The following is an 18475-nucleotide window of genomic DNA, read 5'->3' on the forward strand; positions in this document are numbered from 1 at the left end:
TGCCCGCGATGCATGGAGGTCCTACGGCCTGGTGCCCACCGAGTACGCGGCCGCACGATCGCGCACATCCCGCAGGTACTGACCCGACAGGTTGTAGGCCATCAACGCCGTCTCCCAGCCCTGCGCGGTCCGCAGATCACCGCCGCGCGCACACAGGTATCGCGCCGCGGTCAGCGCCGCGTCGTCGATGTTGTCGGGATCGGCGACGCCATCGCCGTTGGCGTCGACGCCCCATTTCTTCCACGTCTCGGGAATGAACTGCATGGGGCCCATGGCCCGATCGAACTCGGTGTCACCGTCCATGACGCCGCCGTCGGTGTCCGGAATCTCGGCGACGCCCGGTCCGCCGTCGAGGGGGATTCCGCGAATCGGCGGTGCGACGAGACCGTCGGGCTGAACCGACGAACCCTGGTACGTGCCGTGTCGACTCTCGATATAGCCGATGCCGGCGAGGGTCGTCCACGCGATTCCGCAATCGGCATCCGTCTCGGTCATGATCGCCGCTGCGTGCCCGTACGACGCCAACGCGGTCACCGAGATGCCGAGCGCGTCGGTTTGCGGTTCGGCCCAGGCGAGCAACAGATCGGCCGTCCGCCCGGGCGCGTTGAAGTCGATGGCCGGCACTTCGGTGCCGGGCCCGGGCGGGATGCCTTCGGGAATCTCGCGCTCGGGCTCGCCGGTACCGCACGCGGTCAACGCGAGAAGGACCGACGCTGTGGCGAGCACGCAGATACGGGAGATCACCACTCCATCCTGCACACGCAAGGTAATAGAAAGCTAAAGACCGAGATAACCCCTGGTCAACGCGTATTCGGCCTGGATTGCAGGGTGTATGTTCTGGTCAGTCCTCACGCATGAGGGTCGCCTACCCTTTGCGAGGGAAGGCGTACCAATGTTCGACGCACCGCAGGAGCCTGATTCATGCCACTTCTCGCCGCCGCTGGTTCGGCGCCGTCGATCGCCACCCAGATGTTCGGCAGTGGCTTGATCGGCCTGCGCGAGGGGCTCGAGACCGGCATCGTCGTGATGATCCTCGTCGCGTTCCTCGTCAAGGCCGATCGCCGCGACGCGCTCAAGTGGGTCTGGCTCGGAGTCGGCCTTGCCGTCGCCATGGTGGCCGCCATCTTCTTCGTGATCCACTACGGCACGTCCACTGTCACCGGGCTGACCGCCGAAATCATCGCCGGAGCCGCATCGCTCGTTGCTGTAGTGATTGTGACGGCGATGGTGCTCTGGATGCGCACCGCCGCGAAGAACATCTCCGGCGAGTTGCGCGCGAACATGGAGAAGGCGCTGACCGTCGGCCCCGCGGCAGTACTGGCGCTGGCGTTCTTCGCCGTCGGCCGCGAAGGCGTCGAGACCGCGTTGCTCATGGTCGGCTACGCCGAGAACACCAACGGCAGCCTCTGGCCACTGCTCGGACTGCTGCTCGGCATCGTCGTCGCTGCCGTGCTGACGGTGTTCCTGTACTTCGGTGCCGTCCGCATCAACTTCGCGGTGTTCTTCAAGTACACCGGCATCTTCCTCATCGTGGTCGCCGCCGGAATCCTCGCCTACGGCATCCGCGCACTGCAGATCGGCGGCATCCTGCCCGGCGGCGGTGCCGTCGCCTTCGACATCACCGCACACTTCGACGCCTCGAGCTGGTACGGCACCGTGCTCGCAGGCATCTTCAACTTCCGGCCCGAACCCACTGTGTTCCAAGCGATCGCGTGGGTGCTCTACATCGTGGTCGTCCTCTACCTCTTCCTCCGCCCGGTTCGCGTTCCCGCGACTCCCGAGCCTGCTCTGCAATCCTCCTGAAAGGCACCACCACCATGCGCCGTACCACCTACGCTCTGGCCGCCGTTGCGGTTCTGCCGATGGCTCTGGCCGGATGCACCGAGAAGTCCTCCACCGAAGCCGCGTCGGGCGACATCACCGTCACCGCGACCGACTCCTCCTGCGACGTCGGCGCTTCCGAGGGCACCACCGGAAACTCGACGTTCCAGATCACCAACAACGGCACCAAGGTCACCGAGTTCTACGTCTACGGCGAGGGTGACCGCGTCATGGGTGAGGTGGAGAACATCGGACCCGGCCTCACGCGTCAGCTCATCGTCGCCCTGCCCGACCCCGGCACGTACCAAACCGCCTGCAAGGCAGGCATGGTGGGCGACGGCATCCGCGCCGACTACGTCGTCACCGGCGACTCGGTGCGCACCACGGACGAGGACGGACTCCTCGCCGAGGCCGCAGCCGGCTACAAGCGTTACGTCGTCAGCCAGATCGACGCACTGCAGGACACCACGACGTCGTTCGTCACCGCCGTCAAGAGCGGAGACGTCGTGGCGGCCAAGGCTCAATTCCCCATTGCGCGTAGCTACTACGAGCGCATCGAGCCCGTCGCCGAGAGCTTCCCGGACGACCTCGATCCGCGGATCGACCTGCGCGAGCCCGACGTGGAGCCCGGAGCCGAATGGACCGGCTTCCACCGCATCGAGAAGGACCTGTGGACACAGGGTCTTCAGCCCGACACGAACGCGATGGCCGATCAGCTCGAGGCCGACATCACCGAACTCGCCGACAAGATCAAGGCCGACGACTTCACCATCGACCCGATCCAGGTGGCAGGCGGCGCACAGGGACTGCTCGACGAGGTCGCCAAGACCAAGATCAGCGGCGAAGAAGACTTCTTCTCGCACACCGACCTGTGGGACTTCCAGGCCAACGTCGACGGCTCGCAGGCCGCCATCGCCGCCGTCCGACCCATCCTCGACGAGCGCAACGCCGAACTGGGCACCGCCATCGACGCGCGCTTCGAAGAACTGGACGCAGAACTCGCCAAGTATCGCAGCGGCGACGGCTTCGTCTTCTACGACACCGTGACCGAACCTCAGCGCCAGGAACTTTCGAACAAGATCGATGCATTGTCCGCCGAAGTGAGCCAGGTGCAGGGTGTCGTTGCAGGACAATAAGACCGGGCAGTTCTCCCGACGGCGCCTCTTCGGTGCCGTCGGGACCGGTGCTGCGCTCGTCGGAGTCGGGGCAATCGCGGGACATGCGACGGCCTCCGGTGCCGAGGTGCCCACCTCGGATGTCGTCGAATTCCGCGGCGACCATCAGGCCGGAATCGTCACGCCGGCGCAGGATCGTATGCACTTTGTCGCCTTCGACGTCACCACCGACTCTCGCGACGAATTCGTTGCGCTGCTGAAGAAGTGGACCCTGATGGCCGAACGCCTCACCAAGGGTGAGGAGACGTTCGACGGCGGGGCGGTCGACGGCGGTCAGTACAACCCGCCCACCGACACGGGCGAAGCGCTCGGTCTGACGGCGTCGTCGCTGACGTTGACCATCGGTTTCGGGCCGAGCCTGTTCGATCGCTTCGACCTGGCATCGAAAAGGCCTGCGTCACTTGCCGATCTACAGCACTTCCCTGCCGACAACCTCGATCCCGCACGCTCCGGCGGAGACCTGTGCATCCAGGCCTGCGCCGACGACCCACAGGTTGCCGTCCACGCGATCCGCAACCTCGCCCGTGTCGGCTTCGGCACCGTGTCGGTCAAGTGGTCGCAACTCGGTTTCGGTCGAACCTCGTCCACCTCGACCACCCAGGCAACGCCGCGAAACCTGTTCGGCTTCAAGGACGGAACGGCGAACCTCAAGGCCGAGGACCCGTCGTTGCTGGACGACAACGTGTGGGTCTCTGCTGACGACGATCAGGAATGGATGGCAGGCGGCTCCTACCTCGTGGCCCGTCGAATCCGCATGCTCATCGAATCCTGGGACCGCACGACTTTGAAAGAACAGGAGCGAGTGATCGGGCGCAGCAAGGGAACCGGCGCGCCACTCGGCCAGAAGGACGAATTCGACGCACTCGACTTCGAATCTCAAGGCCCCGAGGGCACCTTCATCGACAAGACCGCGCACGTGCGCCTGGCGTCGAAGGAGAACCTCGGTGGCGTCCAGATCCTGCGTCGGGGATACAACTTCACCGACGGATCCGACGGCTTCGGCCACCTCGACGCCGGACTGTTCTTCATCGCTTACTGCCGCGACCCACTGACCCAATTCGTGCCGATGCAACTGGCGCTCTCCCGCAAGGACGCGTTGAACGAATACATCCAACACGTGGGATCGGCGGTCTTCGCCTGCCCACCCGGCGTCGAGGAATCCGAATACTGGGGTTCGACGCTGTTCGAGTAGGCCGGTCCCCGCGGGCCAACCCCGTCCGCGTCCGCCCCACCCGTCCGCGTCCGCCCCACCCGTCCGCGTCGGCCCCACCCGTCCGCGTCGGCCCCACCCGTCCGCGTCGGCCCCACCCGTCCGCGTCGGCCCCACCCGTCCGCGGCCGCCCCACCCCGTCCGCGTCAATGGACCCTTGCATACGTCTGACCGCTGCGATGGTTCATTGACGCAGCTGCAGAGTTTGCGTGAATGGCGCACTGCATACGTCTGAGCGGTGCAATGGTCCATTGACGCGTTCGGGTGGAGCAGGACTAGCCCCGCAGACCCCAGTGCTCGATCCAGTCGAGTGCGGACATCTCCCCCGGCGCGATGCCGGCGTTGCGTGCCGACGCCTCGGCGTTGCGGATCAGGGACGCGAAATCCAATACCCGACGCCTCAGCAGGTCCTCGGCACTGTCTCCACCGTGCGAGTGATCGACCCCGATGTGTACGACGCGTAGGCCGTCGGGAATCAACTCGTCGGGCAGGCCTGCTTTGGTGGCCCGTCCGATCACTTTCTGCGTCAGTGCGAGTGACGGCTGAGACAGGGCGATTCCGTCGACACAGGATCCGCGTGCCTTCTCTGCTGCCTTCTTCTCTTCCCAGGCTCGCTCTTGTTCGGCGATGTCGATGGGGCCGTTGCCCGTTCGACCGAGGTGCGGGCTGCGGTGGGTGAGCTTGGCGACGAGTCCTGCGGCGACGTCGTCGACATCGAACGCGTTCTCGGCTGCGTCCTCAGCGATTCTGGAATGGAAGAGCACCTGCAGCAACAGGTCTCCGAGTTCTTCGCGCAGATCCACCAGGTTGCCCGCGGCGATGGCGTCGAGTAGCTCGTACGTTTCTTCGAGGAGGTAACCGCGCAACGACTCGTGGGTCTGCTGCGCTTCCCATCCGCCGAGGGTGCGCAGCCGATCCATCAGCCGGACTGCCGCGATGAGGTCGTCACCGGGAAGCTTCTCCGCGGCGATGACCCGCTCTCCGTGGGCGATCCGTTCCTGGACGTCGGGGTTGGCGGGGTCGGTGCTCACCAGCACTGCGTCGACGGCGTCGGGCGCAGCGGTTCCCGAGAACAGCCACCGCACTCGCACCGGCACTTCTTCGGTGAATTGCACTGCACCGCCGAGAAATTCCACAGCATCCACCGGAACCTGTGTGGGTCGAACAGGGTCGAGCAGAACTACCGTCACCGCTACACCCCCACTGTTTGCTCCAACAACACCGACCGAGATGGCTTCCCGTCCAAGGATAGGATGAGATCGGCGATGAACTGCACCAATTCGACGTCGCGCACGCGCGCCGCCCCCACACCGCCGCCTTCGACACGCGGCAGCGGCAACTGCACCACTCCGGTGGTGGCCCGGTACGCAGCGCTCGGGTAGAGCCGCTTGAGGCGGATCTGCTTGGAATCGGGTAGGTCCATCGGAGCCAGCTTCACCTGTGTTCCGGCAACATTGACGTCCGTCAGGCCGTATTCCTTGGCGATCAGACGCAGCTTGGCGATGGAGACCAGTCGACCGACCTCCTCGGGCAGCGGGCCGTACCGGTCGACGAGTTCTTCGATGACCGCGTCGATGCCCTCGGAATCGGCTGCGGCAGCGAGCTTTCGATAGCCCTCGAGGCGCAACCGATCGCTGGTGACGTAGTCGGGTGGGATGTTGGCGTCGACGGGGAGGTCGATGCGCACTTCCTTGGGGGCCTCGTCGGTGGTGATGGGCTTTCCGTCGGCGGCCGCGCGGTACGCCTCGACCGCTTCACCGACGAGCCGCACGTACAGGTCGAATCCGACGCCTGCGACGTGGCCGGACTGCTCCGCGCCCAGAACGTTTCCGGCACCACGGATTTCGAGGTCCTTCATCGCCACGGCCATACCGGCACCGAGGTCGGAGTTCTGCGAGATGGTCGCCAGCCGGTCGTAGGCGGTCTCGGTGAGCGGCTTCTCCGGCGGGTACAGGAAGTAGGCGTAGCCACGTTCACGGCTGCGGCCGACGCGACCGCGGAGCTGGTGCAGCTGGGACAGGCCGAGCGAATCGGACCGCTCGACGATCAGCGTGTTGGCGTTGGAGATGTCGAGGCCGGTCTCGATGATGGTGGTACACACCAGCACGTCGGTCTCGCGCTGCCAGAATCCCTGCACAGTGCGCTCGAGTGTCTCCTCGTTCATCTGCCCGTGTGCCGTCGCCACCCTGGCCTCGGGCACCAGATCGCGAATCTTCTTGGCAGCCTTGTCGATCGAGCTGACTCGGTTGTGCACGAAGAACACCTGGCCGTCGCGCAGTAGTTCACGCCGGACGGCCGCGGCGACCTGCTTGTCGTTGTACGCACCCACGTAGGTGAGCACCGGGTGCCGCTCCTCGGGCGGTGTGAGGATGGTCGACATCTCACGGATTCCGGCGAGGCTCATCTCGAGCGTTCGCGGAATCGGAGTCGCCGACATCGTCAGGACGTCGACGTGGGTGCGGAGCGACTTGATGTGCTCCTTGTGCTCGACGCCGAAGCGCTGCTCCTCGTCGACGATGACCAACCCGAGGTCCTTCCAGGCGACACCGGTCTGCAGCAACCGGTGCGTACCGACGACGATGTCGACCGTCCCGTCGGCCAGCCCGGCCATGACCTCCTTGGACTCGGAGCCATGAGTGAAGCGGGAGAGCCCCTTGACGGTCACCGGGAACGACGTCATCCGCGCGGTGAAGGTCTGCAGATGCTGTTGCGCCAGAAGCGTTGTCGGCACCAGCACGGCGACCTGCTTGCCGTCCTGCACCGCCTTGAACGCGGCGCGAACCGCGATCTCGGTCTTGCCGTAGCCGACGTCACCGAGAATGACGCGGTCCATCGGAACCGCCTTCTCCATGTCGGCCTTGACGTCGGTGATGGCCGTCATCTGGTCGACCGTCTCGGTGAAGCCGAACGCATCTTCCATTTCGAGCTGCCACGGGGTGTCGGGCCCGAAGGCGTGACCGGGAGCGGCCTGGCGAGCGGCGTACAGCTGCACCAGCTCGCCGGCGATCTCGCGAACTGCCTTGCGCGCCTTGCGTTTGGTGTTGGCCCAGTCGGATCCGCCGAGCTTGCTCAGAGACGGCAGCTCACCACCGACGTAACGCGAGAGCTGATCGAGCGAGTCCATCGGGACGAAGAGCCGGTCTCCGGGATGGCCCCTCTTGCTGGGTGCGTACTCGACGACGAGATATTCGCGTCTGGCGCCGCCGATGGTGCGCTCGACCATCTCGACGAATCGACCGATGCCGTGCTGATCGTGGACGACGCTGTCGCCGGCGACGAGGGCGAGCGGATCGACCTGGTTGCGACGCTTCGCCGGGAGCTTGCGTCCCTCGCCCGCTGCGGCCACGCGGTTGCCGGTCAGATCGCTCTCGGTGACGACCACAAGTTTCGCGTCGGGAAACACAAGACCGTCGTGCAACGATCCGCACAGGACGTTCACGACGTCGGCGACCGGGACCGCACCGGAGTCGAGATGTGCCGCAGGCACTTCGGCCTCGGCGAGGCGTTCGATGATGCGGGTGGCAGTACCTGCGCCCGCGACGGAGATGACCGCACGACCACCGGTGGCGATATGGGCTCGCAGGGTGGCGAACAGCGCCGTCAGTGCTTCCTCGGACCCACGGACCTCCGGGACCGAATCGACAGCGAGTTCGACTTCTTCGCCGTTGCCGGAGGCGAGCGGGCTGATGGTCCACCACGGACGGCCGTGAACCTGCGCGGACTCGCGAACCTGTCGAAGCGAACGGTAGGCCGAGGCACCGAGATCCAGTGACGCACCTTCGAGACTGGAGGTGTCGAGGGTGGAGGTATCGAGGGGCGCAGCTCCGCCGATCGATGCTGCCGTCCAGGATGCTTCGAGGAACTCCTGGCCCGTGCGCACCAGATCTGTTGCGCGCGTGCGGATCCGCTCGGGGTCGCAGAGCAATACGTGCGTTCCTGCGGGGAGAGTATCGGCGAGCAACTGCAATTCGCCCGGCTGCAGCAGCGGCAGCAACGCCTCCATGCCCTCCACCGGGACACCGGCGGACAGCTTGTCGAGCATCTCGACCAACGCGGTGTCGCCGGCATTGTCGGCTGCGAGAACAGCGGCGCGGTCGCGAACTTCCTGCGTGAGAAGCAGTTCGCGGCACGGCGGCGCGATGACGAGATCGACCTCGTGATCGGGCAGCGAACGCTGATCGGAGACCGCGAACGCGCGGAGCTCGGTGATCTCGTCGCCCCAGAATTCCACACGCACCGGGTGATCCGCCGTCGGCGAGAAGAGGTCGAGGATGCCGCCGCGGACGGCGAACTCACCGCGCTTGCCGACCATGTCCACGCGCAGGTAGCCGAACTCGACGAGTCGGTGGATCAGGCCGTCGAAGTCGATGTCCAGACCGACCTTGAGGGTCACGGGTTCGATCTCGCCGAGACCGGGTGCCATCGGCTGCACCAGCGAGCGGACGGTGGTGACGATGACGCGCAGAGGATCGCCGTAATCGGTGTCGCCGGGACGAGCCAGCCGGCGGAGTACGTCCAGTCGCTTGCCGACGGTGTCTGCGCTCGGTGAGAGTCGCTCGTGCGGAAGCGTCTCCCACGACGGGAACATCACCACTCCGCCGCCGAGAATCTGGCGGAGTTCGTCGGTGAGATCGTCCGCTTCACGCCCGGTGGCGGTGACGATCAACAGCTGAGTGTGCTGGGCGATCGCGGCGGCGACGAACGGGCGAACCGAGTGCGGCCCGATCAGCGTGTGCTCGGCGGTTCCGATCGCATCGGCGACGGCCACCATGGACGAATCCGTCAGCGCAACGCTGGCCAGACCCGAGAGTTGCAGCGCCGCGTCGGGAACGATCGGGGCCGGCCCGGATGGAGAAACGGCGGGCAGGGAATCGGAAGACAACAGCAATGCTCCTACAAGCGTGTCGAGACGACGGCTGCTTACGCACAGTCCTCTGCGAGTCTATGGGAGCACACCGACAGCCCGGCGGGCGGGAGACGGCGGGCTCGTCGACGGCAAGGCCCCGGCTCTATCCCGACGCCTCACATGCCGTCAACGGCGAGTATCCGGACCGACTGCGCGACGACATCGCAGACTTCGTGATGCGGTACCGGTAGTTACGGTCCGAAGCGGATGACTCGACGCGCCGCGAACTCGCGGAAGTAGTCGAGCTTGTTGGCGGGAACCAACGCCGGCAGCAGGTAGTACCAGAGGCGCTCCATGCGCGAGGGCAGTTCCTCGGTGGTGGAGGTGGCAACCGCGACCATGTGCACGCCGGTGAGGATCTCGAGCACGAGCGATCCGATGGTGCGCGAATCCGAGTTGGGGTCGATGTCGCCCTGCGCGATCGCCTTGGCGGCGAGCCTGTCGAACGACTCGCTCCACCCGGCCATGACATTGCCCTCGGTGCCGCGGTAGTCGCCGATCTGATGGCTCAGCCGGAGCATGGCCGAGACCATGGGGTCGCTGACCGAGAGGTCGACGACGATGTAGGAGATGCCGATCGCAGCTTCGAGCGCCGGGATGCGGCCGTCGTTGAACTGCTGGCATGCAGTGGTCAGCCGAGTGTTGCCCTCGTCGATGACCGCACGTGCGAGTTCTTCCTTGGAACCGAAATGGAAGTACAGAGCGCCCTTGGTGACCTGGGACTGGGAAATGATTTCGCTGAGGCTCGCGTTCGCGTACCCGAGGCGCAGAAACACATTCGCTGCGCCAGCAAGCACGGTGTCGCGAGTGATCTCAGCGCGGGCCTGCCTGACCATGGGATCCGCCTTCGCAATAAGAACTGCTACTGCGCAAATTACGCCCGAACGGTACCACTGAGTGCCTTTACGTCTGGTGCCAACATGCATCGGTCCGATTGAGAACCCCGCCGTGAGTGACGTAGCTCTCATGGCCGACAAAGGGGACGATACCCCTCCTTTCCCAGGCAAGAGTCGAAACCGAGTCTCATTCCTCGGTCAATCGAGGGTCGGCCTCCAGATTCGTCAGTCCGTTCCAGCACAGGTTGACCACATGCGCGGCAACCACTTCTTTCGACGGTGTTCGCACGTCGAGCCACCATTGCGCCGTCATCGACACCATTCCGACCAGAGCCTGGGCGTACATCGGGGCGAACTCGGGATCGAGTCCTCGACGCGAGAAGTCGCCGGCCAGCATGTGCCCGACACGACCGATGGCCTCGTTGAGCAACGACGAGTACTTGCCGTCCTCGGCAGCCGCAGGGGAATCGCGCACGAGAATGCGGAATCCGTCGGTTCGGTCCTCGATGTAGGTCAGCAGGGCAAGTGCGACGCGTTCGACGCGAATCCGCGAGCGATTGAGGTCGAGTGATTTGGTGATCATGCCGAGCAGTGTCGACATCTCGCGGTCGACGATGACGGCGTAGAGACCTTCCTTACCGCCGAAGTGCTCGTATACGACCGGCTTGGACACATTCGCGCGGCCGGCGATCTCCTCGACCGACGAGGCCTCGTACCCGCGTTCGGCGAACAGCGTGCGGCCCACCTCGATCAACTGCTCACGCCGTTGTGTCCCGGTCATTCGGACCCGAGGTGAGCGTTCCTGCTCGGAGGCTGCGCCTGTCATGGAAAACCGCTCCCGTTACCGACCCTGCATTTCCCGACGCCGGAATCGACGCCTCCCCCACACTAGCGATGTCCGATCCATCCGTTTGTCTCACCAATCTGCATCGCGGTTCGACTCACCACCACCTCGCGTGCGAGGATCGTTGCGCTCAGTGGGAGCGCAGCGGCAAACGAATGAGTCGTTCGATTCGTCGGCCACTGGTGAAACCGCTGGCCGTTTATCCGCCGTGGTGTAATGGCAGCACCTCTGATTTTGGTTCAGATAGTTCAGGTTCGAGTCCTGGCGGCGGAGCGAGCAACATCATTCGTGCATACCGTCTTCGTGTCACCGCCTGAGGAGCTCAATGCCTGTGCAGACCGCCGTGGTCGTTCTTGCTGCGGGTGCAGGTACCCGAATGCGGTCGAAGACTCCGAAAGTTCTGCATCCCCTCGCCGGACGCACCATGCTCGCGCACGCCCTCCACGCGGCCGCCGACCTGGGTCCCGACCACTTGGTGACCGTCGTCGGACACGATCGCGAACGAGTGACCGAGGCCGTCCAGGACCTCGCAGCCACGTTCGGTCGCACGATTCACACCGCCGTCCAGGATCGCCAGCTCGGCACCGGACACGCGGTCCAGTGCGGCCTTGCTGCCCTGCCCGACGATTTCGAGGGCACGATCCTCGTCACCGCAGCCGACGTTCCCCTGCTCGACGGCCACACGCTCAAGGCTCTGCTCGACGAGCATCTGAGCGCCCCCCGGCCCGCGGCGGCCACGGTTCTGACCTTTCTTCCCGACGATGCCAACGGCTACGGCCGTATCGTCCGCACCGACGACGGCGAGGTGGCCGAGATCGTCGAGCACGCCGACGCCACCCCCGCTCAAGTACTGATCGGCGAGGTCAACTCCGGCGTCTACGCCTTCGATGCCGTGGCGTTGCGCACCGCCCTCGGCAAGCTCAGCACCGCCAACGCTCAGCACGAGCTGTATCTGACCGATGTCGTCAAGATCAGCAAGGCCGACGGCAAAGCGGTCTACGGAACCCAGCTCGCCGATCCCGATCTGGTGGTGGGCGTCAACGACCGCGTCCAGCTGGCGCACGTCACCTCCGTGTTGAACCGTCACATCGTCGAACGACACATGCGCGCTGGAGTCACCGTCGTGGATCCGTCGACCACCTGGATCGACATCGACGTCACCCTCGGCGCGGACGTCCGCCTCGAACCCGGCGTCCAACTCCACGGCAAGACCCACATCGCCGACGATGCGATCGTCGGACCGGACTCGACGCTGCGTGACGTCGAGATCGGCGAGCGCGCGTCGGTCGTACGGACCCACGCCGAGCAGGCCGTGATCGGACCGGATGCCACCGTCGGACCGTTCACCTACCTGCGTCCAGGCACGGTGCTGGGCGAAGGCGGCAAACTCGGTGCCTACGTCGAGACGAAGAACGCGACGATCGGGCGCCACACCAAGGTCCCGCACCTCACCTATGTCGGCGATGCCACGATCGGCGACCACAGCAACATCGGTTGCTCCAACGTCTTCGCCAACTACGACGGCGTCAACAAGAGCCGCACGGAAATCGGATCCCACGTACGGACCGGTTCCGACTCGACGTTCGTCGCTCCCGTACATGTGGGCGACGGCGCTTACACCGGTGCAGGAACAGTGGTTCGGGACGATGTTCCTCCCGGCGCGCTGGCCGTCTCCGGTGGCAAGCAACGCAATATCGAAGGCTGGGTCATGGACAACAGGCCCGGAACCGAAGCTGCGAAAGCAGCGGCGCTCGCAGATCGTGATCGGCAAGAACAAAAGGACGGCGAACAGCAGTGACCACCCCTAATTGGATCGACAACCAGAAGAACCTGATGTTGTTTTCTGGTCGAGCACATCCGGAGTTGGCCGAGCAGGTCGCCAAGGAACTCGGGATCGACGTCACCCCGCAGACCGCGCGTGACTTCGCCAACGGCGAGATCTTCGTTCGCTTCGAGGAGTCGGTCCGCGGATCGGACGCCTTCGTGCTGCAGTCGCATCCGTTCCCGCTCAACACGTGGCTGATGGAACAGCTCATCATGATCGACGCGCTCAAGCGCGGATCGGCCAAGCGCATCACCGCGATCCTGCCGTTCTACCCCTACGCCCGTCAGGACAAGAAGCACCGGGGACGCGAGCCGATCTCCGCTCGCCTGGTCGCGGATCTGCTCAAGACCGCCGGTGCCGACCGCATCATCACCGTCGACCTGCACACCGATCAGATCCAGGGCTTCTTCGACGGCCCCGTCGATCACATGCATGCACACAGCCAGCTCGCCGATCACATCCGGGCGACCTACAGCCTCGAGCACATCACCGTGGTCTCCCCCGACTCCGGCCGCGTGCGCGTCGCCGAGAAGTGGGCCGACTCGTTCGACGGCGCGCCGCTGGCGTTCATCCACAAGACGCGTGACCCGTTGGTGCCCAACCAGGTCAAGTCCAATCGCGTCGTCGGTGACGTCGAAGGCCGCACCTGCATCCTCATCGACGACATGATCGACACCGGCGGCACCATCGCCGGAGCTGTGAAGGTGCTCAAGGAGGCCGGAGCCGGTGACGTCGTCATCGCCGCCACCCACGGCGTTCTGTCCAACCCGGCCGCCGAGCGTCTCGCGAACTGCGGTGCCAAGGAAGTCGTCGTCACCAACACCCTGCCGATCAGCGACGAGAAGCGCTTCGCGACGCTGACCGAGCTCTCGATCGCGCCGCTGCTGGCTCGCACCATTCGCGAGGTCTTCGAAAACGGCTCCGTCACAAGCTTGTTCAACGGCAGCGCGTAGCATTTTCGGGTCGTTCCACAGGCTCCACTCCCGACCTTCAGGTCTGTTTCATCCCGCCCCGCCCACCTACCGTCCGCGCCGCATGAACTACGTCACGTCCGTGACCGGAACATGCAGCTCGCGAGACGGGGGTGTGCGGGGCGGGTTTTGTTGTCACCTAAGATGACTCGTCGTGATCGACGCAGACTCTCCCCACGGCCCGGCTGGAACTACTACGGTCAGAATTGCCCGATGGACGCCGGGCGGGTGCGTCTGGTGCGGCAGTACCGACAGCGTCGAGGAATTCCGAAACGAGCCGCGCTGCGGCCTGTGCCGCGAGAAGGAAGCCGTCATCGACGAGGCCAAGCACTTCATCGGGATGTACGGCCTGCGGCCCTTGGGCGGCACGCTGGCGTCCGAGGACGAGGAGGAGCGCGAGTACCGCGTCACCGCTCGGGATGCGCGTGAGGTGCTCAACCGTATTCGGCTCGAGAAGCTGCCCGATCCGGCCGCCGTCCGCAAAGCGTTGCGTCCCAGGGCCGCTGCTGCGGGCAATGCACCGGCCTCGCCGACGTCCGGAGCACCGGCGAAGGCACCGACGAAGAAGTCGCAGGCCGGTGTCACCGGGATCGATGCGATCGAACTGCAGTCCCGTGTGCAGAAGCTGCTCGGCCAGCTCACCTCCGTCGATGAGCAGATCAGCGCTCTCGACGGCGTGCAAGGCCTGCCTGCCCGTGCGCGCATGAAGGATCTCGAACGGCAGCGGACAACCGTGCTGTCCACTCTGGCCGCGCTCGAGAAGGCTCGTCGCCGCACCAACTGATCCACGTAGTCTGATCGAGTGCTACGCAAGCGTTCGATCTCACGGCAGGTGCTCGATGTCACCTACGCCGTCGTCTTCGTTCTGCTCCTGCTGCCGTCCACTCTGAGCGGTTCCTACGGTTCTCCCGGTGTGGGCGTCCTGGCCGGATTCGGCGTCGCACTGGCAGTTCGTCGCCGGTCACCACGGCTGTCGTTGGCTCTCGCCTGGGTAGTGGCCGTCGTACAGATGGTGGGCGGGGTACTCCCCCTCGCGGCAGACACCGCGATCTTCGCGATTCTGTACTGCTCGGCCGCGTACGGCGACAGCGTCGTGCGACGCGTCGGGCTCGCGTCGGCCGTCGGCGGCGGAGTGATCGCGGCGCTGTATCTGGCGTACGTGGACGGCAATCCGTTCGGCCCGGCGACGGAAGAGGGCTACCAGGAACCTCGAATCGCGCAGTTCGCGCTCCTCCTCGCCGGCCTGTGGGCCATGCTCGGGTTGTCCTGGGCTCTGGGCCGGCTCGCCTACGCCAGGCGTACCGCCATCGAATCCGCACACGCGCGCGAGCTTGCCGAGGTACATCAGGCCCGCGCCGAACACGAAGTGGCAATCGAGCAGGAGCGCAACAGAATTGCCCGCGACATGCACGACATCGTGGCGCATTCGCTCGCCGTCGTGATCGCGCAGGCCGACGGTGCGCGGTATGTGCGCGCCGTCGATCCCGCTGCCGTCGACACTGCACTGACGACCATCTCCGACACCGCGCGCGAGGCACTGTCCGACGTTCGAGTGTTGCTCGGACAGCTTCGGCACAGTCAGGGCGATCTACCGAACCCGACACCCGACGATCTCGAGCGCCTGTTCGACCAAGTGCGTGCGACCGGACTCACCATCGACTCCTCGATCGACACCACGTCGGTGTCGTTGGGAGCCGGTGCGCACCTGGCGCTCTACCGGATCGCGCAGGAATCGCTGACCAATGCCCTACGTCACGGCGACCCCGACAAGCCGGTGACGGTCACCATCGAATCCGACTCCGCCGGCACAGAACTGGCGGTGCGCAACAGTGTGTCCTCGGTGCGGTCGGCGTCGGAATCGGGCGGCCACGGAATCGCCGGCATGAAGGAACGCGCCAGCCTCGCCGGTGGCATGTGCACCGCGTCCGGCGACGGCTCGTCGTGGACCGTGACTGCCTGGCTTCCCGCGGCCGGCTCGTCGACGAAGGGAATCAACTGATGACCGATCGAATCAAGGTGGCTCTGGTCGACGATCAGCAGCTGTTCAGGGCCGGCATTCGCATGCTCATCTCCTCGCAGCCAGATCTGGAGTTCGTCGGTGAGGCGGGCAACGGGAAAGAAGCCGTCGAGCTCGCCGCGTCGGCGCGGCCCGACGTGATGCTCATGGACGTCAGGATGCCGGTGCTCGACGGTATCGCCGCCACCGAGCAGATCGTGGCCGCGTCCGATACTCCACCGCGCATTCTGGTGCTCACGACGTTCGATCTCGACGAGAGTGCGGCGCGAGCGATTCGGTCGGGGGCAAGTGGATTCGTGCTCAAGGACGCGGACCCGGAATTTCTGCTCGCGGCGATACGCACGGTGCATGCGGGCAATTCGGTGATCGCCGCGTCGGCGACGACGGGGCTGCTGGCGCACTTCACCCCCACACCGGTGGTGCCGAAGGTCCCTGCCGAGTTCGCCACCCTCACCGCACGGGAGAAGGAACTCTTCCGACTCACCGCGCGCGGGCTGAGCAACTCCGAGATCGCCGCGATGGAGTTCTTGAGCGAGGCGACGGTGAAAACACACATCAGTCGCATCTTCGCCAAGCTTCGATTGCGTGATCGAGTGCAATTGGTGGTCTACGCCTTCGAGCACGGACTCACTGGAGACTGACGCCGAAGTCATCCTGCAGATGTAGTGGTCGACTACTCGAGCCTGATTACTCGCGACCGTTCGATTCATAGCGTTGTGGGCATGACAACAACGCTCCCCCCGGTCGCCCGGGCATTCCAGGTAAGCAAGTATTTCGGTGACTCGTCCAATCCGGTGAGCGCCCTCGACAACGTGTCCCTCGACATTCACGGTGGCCAGTTCACCGCCATCATGGGACCGTCCGGTTCCGGCAAGTCGACCCTGATGCATGTGATGGCAGGACTGGACAACGCCAGCTCCGGACATCTGATGCTGGCCGGTGCCGACATCACCGCGGCCAACGACGACGCACTGACCACGCTGCGCCGCACGCAGGTCGGCTTCATCTTCCAGTCGTTCAATCTCGTTCCCACCCTCGATGTTCGGGGCAACATACTGCTGCCGTTCGAGCTCGACGGCCGCGTGCCCACCGCCGAGGAGGCGGCATGGATCGAGCAGCTCATCGACACTCTGGGCTTGCAGGCAAGGGTGAGCCACCGCCCGCATCAGCTCTCGGGTGGGCAGCAGCAACGCGTCGCGATCGCCCGCGCGCTCGGTACGCGACCACATCTCATCTTTGCCGACGAACCCACCGGAAATCTCGATTCCCGCACCGGCCGTGAGGTTCTCGGCCTCCTGGCCGCAGCGGTACGCGAGTACGGCCAGTCGATCGTGATGGTCACCCACGACCCCATCGCAGCAAGTTACGCCGATCGCATCGTCTTCCTCGCCGACGGGCGCATCGTCAACGAACTCGGGCGTTCGAGTGCAGAACAGATCTCGAGCTACATGCTGGGAATGGAGAGCGTCCGATGAGTGGGTTGACGTCGGCTCAGGCGTCGAAAGAGCACGGTGCCAGTCTTCTGGTGACGTCGCTGGCGTCGTTCTTCGGTGTGGTGTTGATTCAGGCGACGGCGTTCCTGGTCGACATCTTCGGCGGCGGGGAAGGCGGCGCAGCCATCACCGCGCTGTACAGCGTGGCGCTGGTGTTCATCGGTCTTGCTCTGTATGTCGCGGCGGTGGTCACGTCGAACACGTTCGCGACGATCGTCGCGGGCCGCACCCGGACCATCGCCCTCCTTCGACTGTTGGGTGCCCGGGCGCGTGACCTGCGTCGATCGGTGGCGAAGGAAGGCTTCGTCGTCGGATTGTTCGGTGGTGCAGTCGGTTTGGTTCTCGGTGTCGGTGCCAGTCATCTCGCGCGTGCCGTTGCGGTCTCGGCGGGTCAGTTGCCCGATGTGGCATACACGTCCGTCCAGCCGTTGGTGATCCTTCCGGTAGTGATCGTGGTGCTGACGACCACGCTCGCGTCCTACGTCGGGTCTCGAAAAGTGCTGGACGTGACTCCTGTTCAGGCAACCGGCGGTGCCGTGGACACGGGAGTGGAGACGCCCCGATCGCGGCGGGTGCGCACAGCGCTGTCGATCGTGCTGATCGCAGGCGGAGTGGCGCTGCTCGGACTCGGGATCCTGATCGGGATGGTGAACCCGACCGGCGTTCTGGTCGCATTTCTCGGCGGTGTCGCATCGTTCACCGGCATCATGGTCGGTGCCTACCGAATTCTTCCCGCGACGCTGAGGCTGGTCGGGAAACTGTTCGGCCGTGGACCTGCGGCGAGATTGGCCTCGGCCAACGCAGTTCGCTATCCGGATCGCAGCACCCGCACCGCGGTGGGACTGCTCATCGGGGTGACTCTGGTGACCACGTTCGCCGTCGCGATGTTCAGCTACCGGGCGATGCTCGTCAACGAGTACGACGAAGCGTCCGTCGACCAGGTCCTCACCGTGACAGTGGGAATCATGACCGGGCTGATCGGGTTCTCGGCCGTCATCGCGGCGGTCGGGATGGTGAACAACCTGCTGCTGAGCATTCTGCAGCGCACCCGAGAGATCGGTCTGTTGCGTGCACTCGGATTCACCCGCACGCAGATTCGGGCGATGATCGTCTCGGAGAGCAGTCAGATGGTGATCGCCTCGATGGGCTTCGGTCTGATTCTCGGCATCGGATACGGCTGGGCCGCAGCACAATCGCTGCTCGGCTCACTGGATTCACGCGGACTCACTGCTCCCACTCTGCCGTGGGCCGTGATCGCCGGAACCGTGCTGTGCGGTGGCCTCCTCGCGCTCGGGGCCTCACTGACTCCGGCACGACGTGCGAATCAAATTTCGCCGGTGGTCGCATTGGCGGATGCCTGAACCCGATGTCGCCAAT

At 65.2% G+C, this 18475-nt stretch carries 16 protein-coding genes and 1 tRNA gene; 12 read left to right on the plus strand and 5 right to left on the minus strand.

Annotation, left to right across the window (positions count from 1 at the left end; all coding sequences use genetic code 11):
* Window positions 1-21 precede the first annotated feature (21 nt).
* Entirely contained in the window at window positions 22-744 is a 723-nt protein-coding gene (locus tag ABZ677_RS08195) for a lytic murein transglycosylase (RefSeq protein WP_094649927.1), read from the minus strand.
* A 177-nt stretch (window positions 745-921) separates the two neighbouring features.
* On the opposite strand from ABZ677_RS08195, the gene efeU reads away from it, so the two are divergent.
* Genes efeU through efeB form a run of 3 tightly spaced genes read left to right on the plus strand, consistent with a single transcriptional unit; the run spans window position 922 to window position 4188 of the window.
* Window positions 922-1803, plus strand: coding sequence for an iron uptake transporter permease EfeU (efeU, locus tag ABZ677_RS08200; RefSeq protein WP_037192064.1), 882 nt, complete (start codon window positions 922-924; stop codon window positions 1801-1803).
* Between the two features lie 14 nt (window positions 1804-1817).
* The gene (gene efeO, locus ABZ677_RS08205) at window positions 1818-2957 is read left to right on the plus strand and encodes an iron uptake system protein EfeO (RefSeq protein ID WP_358368247.1); all 1140 of its coding nucleotides are present in this window, start codon (window positions 1818-1820) and stop codon (window positions 2955-2957) included.
* Window positions 2938-4188: an iron uptake transporter deferrochelatase/peroxidase subunit gene (efeB, locus tag ABZ677_RS08210; protein WP_358368250.1), complete on the plus strand. Its 1251-nt coding sequence runs from the start codon at window positions 2938-2940 to the stop codon at window positions 4186-4188. The genes efeO and efeB overlap by 20 nt, the downstream gene beginning before the upstream one ends.
* A gap of 293 nt (window positions 4189-4481) precedes the next feature.
* On the opposite strand, the gene ABZ677_RS08215 is transcribed toward efeB, so the two are convergent.
* Complete coding sequence (locus ABZ677_RS08215; RefSeq protein WP_358368252.1) at window positions 4482-5396, minus strand: MazG family protein; 915 nt, start codon at window positions 5394-5396, stop codon at window positions 4482-4484.
* A 2-nt stretch (window positions 5397-5398) separates the two neighbouring features.
* Entirely contained in the window at window positions 5399-8977 is a 3579-nt protein-coding gene (mfd, locus tag ABZ677_RS08220; protein ID WP_358368585.1) for a transcription-repair coupling factor, read from the minus strand.
* Window positions 8978-9150: 173 nt separating this feature from the next.
* On the opposite strand from mfd, the gene ABZ677_RS08225 reads away from it, so the two are divergent.
* On the plus strand, window positions 9151-9303 hold the full coding sequence (locus tag ABZ677_RS08225; RefSeq protein ID WP_358368255.1) for a hypothetical protein: 153 nt from the start codon (window positions 9151-9153) through the stop codon (window positions 9301-9303).
* On the opposite strand, the gene ABZ677_RS08230 is transcribed toward ABZ677_RS08225, so the two are convergent.
* Window positions 9304-9948, minus strand: coding sequence for a ScbR family autoregulator-binding transcription factor (locus ABZ677_RS08230; RefSeq protein ID WP_037192051.1), 645 nt, complete (start codon window positions 9946-9948; stop codon window positions 9304-9306).
* 187 nt (window positions 9949-10135) lie between these two features.
* Entirely contained in the window at window positions 10136-10774 is a 639-nt protein-coding gene (locus ABZ677_RS08235) for a TetR/AcrR family transcriptional regulator (protein WP_082323716.1), read from the minus strand.
* 220 nt (window positions 10775-10994) lie between these two features.
* On the opposite strand from ABZ677_RS08235, the gene ABZ677_RS08240 reads away from it, so the two are divergent.
* The 8 genes from ABZ677_RS08240 (at window position 10995) to ABZ677_RS08275 (ending at window position 18459) form a co-directional block, all read left to right on the plus strand.
* A tRNA-Gln gene (locus tag ABZ677_RS08240) sits at window positions 10995-11065 on the plus strand.
* Window positions 11066-11117: 52 nt separating this feature from the next.
* On the plus strand, window positions 11118-12590 hold the full coding sequence (gene glmU / locus ABZ677_RS08245) for a bifunctional UDP-N-acetylglucosamine diphosphorylase/glucosamine-1-phosphate N-acetyltransferase GlmU (RefSeq protein ID WP_037192046.1): 1473 nt from the start codon (window positions 11118-11120) through the stop codon (window positions 12588-12590).
* Window positions 12587-13570, plus strand: coding sequence for a ribose-phosphate diphosphokinase (locus ABZ677_RS08250; protein ID WP_032395699.1), 984 nt, complete (start codon window positions 12587-12589; stop codon window positions 13568-13570). The genes glmU and ABZ677_RS08250 overlap by 4 nt, the downstream gene beginning before the upstream one ends.
* Window positions 13571-13742: 172 nt before the next feature.
* The gene (locus tag ABZ677_RS08255; protein ID WP_230596310.1) at window positions 13743-14372 is read left to right on the plus strand and encodes a hypothetical protein; all 630 of its coding nucleotides are present in this window, start codon (window positions 13743-13745) and stop codon (window positions 14370-14372) included.
* Between the two features lie 18 nt (window positions 14373-14390).
* On the plus strand, window positions 14391-15587 hold the full coding sequence (locus ABZ677_RS08260) for a sensor histidine kinase (RefSeq protein WP_037192045.1): 1197 nt from the start codon (window positions 14391-14393) through the stop codon (window positions 15585-15587).
* Window positions 15587-16246 (plus strand): response regulator transcription factor, encoded by a 660-nt coding sequence (locus tag ABZ677_RS08265; protein ID WP_037192043.1) that lies wholly within the window; start codon window positions 15587-15589, stop codon window positions 16244-16246. The genes ABZ677_RS08260 and ABZ677_RS08265 overlap by 1 nt, the downstream gene beginning before the upstream one ends.
* Window positions 16247-16327: 81 nt before the next feature.
* Window positions 16328-17080 (plus strand): ABC transporter ATP-binding protein, encoded by a 753-nt coding sequence (locus ABZ677_RS08270; protein WP_037192041.1) that lies wholly within the window; start codon window positions 16328-16330, stop codon window positions 17078-17080.
* On the plus strand, window positions 17077-18459 hold the full coding sequence (locus ABZ677_RS08275; RefSeq protein ID WP_037192038.1) for an ABC transporter permease: 1383 nt from the start codon (window positions 17077-17079) through the stop codon (window positions 18457-18459). Before ABZ677_RS08270 ends, ABZ677_RS08275 begins: the two co-directional genes overlap by 4 nt.
* Window positions 18460-18475 lie beyond the last annotated feature (16 nt).

The organism is Rhodococcus sp. NPDC006774, assembly GCF_040636045.1.
Lineage (GTDB): Bacteria > Actinomycetota > Actinomycetes > Mycobacteriales > Mycobacteriaceae > Rhodococcoides.

Bases quoted from the DNA above. Each gene is read 5' to 3' on its own strand.
- ABZ677_RS08270 (WP_037192041.1), top strand. From the start codon at position 16,328: ATGACAACAACGCTCCCCCCGGTCGCCCGGGCATTCCAGGTAAGCAAG.
- ABZ677_RS08235 (WP_082323716.1), bottom strand. From the start codon at position 10,774: ATGACAGGCGCAGCCTCCGAGCAGGAACGCTCACCTCGGGTCCGAATG.
- ABZ677_RS08230 (WP_037192051.1), bottom strand. From the start codon at position 9,948: ATGGTCAGGCAGGCCCGCGCTGAGATCACTCGCGACACCGTGCTTGCT.
- ABZ677_RS08225 (WP_358368255.1), top strand. From the start codon at position 9,151: ATGGGAGCACACCGACAGCCCGGCGGGCGGGAGACGGCGGGCTCGTCG.
- efeO (WP_358368247.1), top strand. From the start codon at position 1,818: ATGCGCCGTACCACCTACGCTCTGGCCGCCGTTGCGGTTCTGCCGATG.
- mfd (WP_358368585.1), bottom strand. From the start codon at position 8,977: ATGGTGGCCGTCGCCGATGCGATCGGAACCGCCGAGCACACGCTGATC.
- glmU (WP_037192046.1), top strand. From the start codon at position 11,118: ATGCCTGTGCAGACCGCCGTGGTCGTTCTTGCTGCGGGTGCAGGTACC.
- efeU (WP_037192064.1), top strand. From the start codon at position 922: ATGCCACTTCTCGCCGCCGCTGGTTCGGCGCCGTCGATCGCCACCCAG.
- ABZ677_RS08275 (WP_037192038.1), top strand. From the start codon at position 17,077: ATGAGTGGGTTGACGTCGGCTCAGGCGTCGAAAGAGCACGGTGCCAGT.
- ABZ677_RS08265 (WP_037192043.1), top strand. From the start codon at position 15,587: ATGACCGATCGAATCAAGGTGGCTCTGGTCGACGATCAGCAGCTGTTC.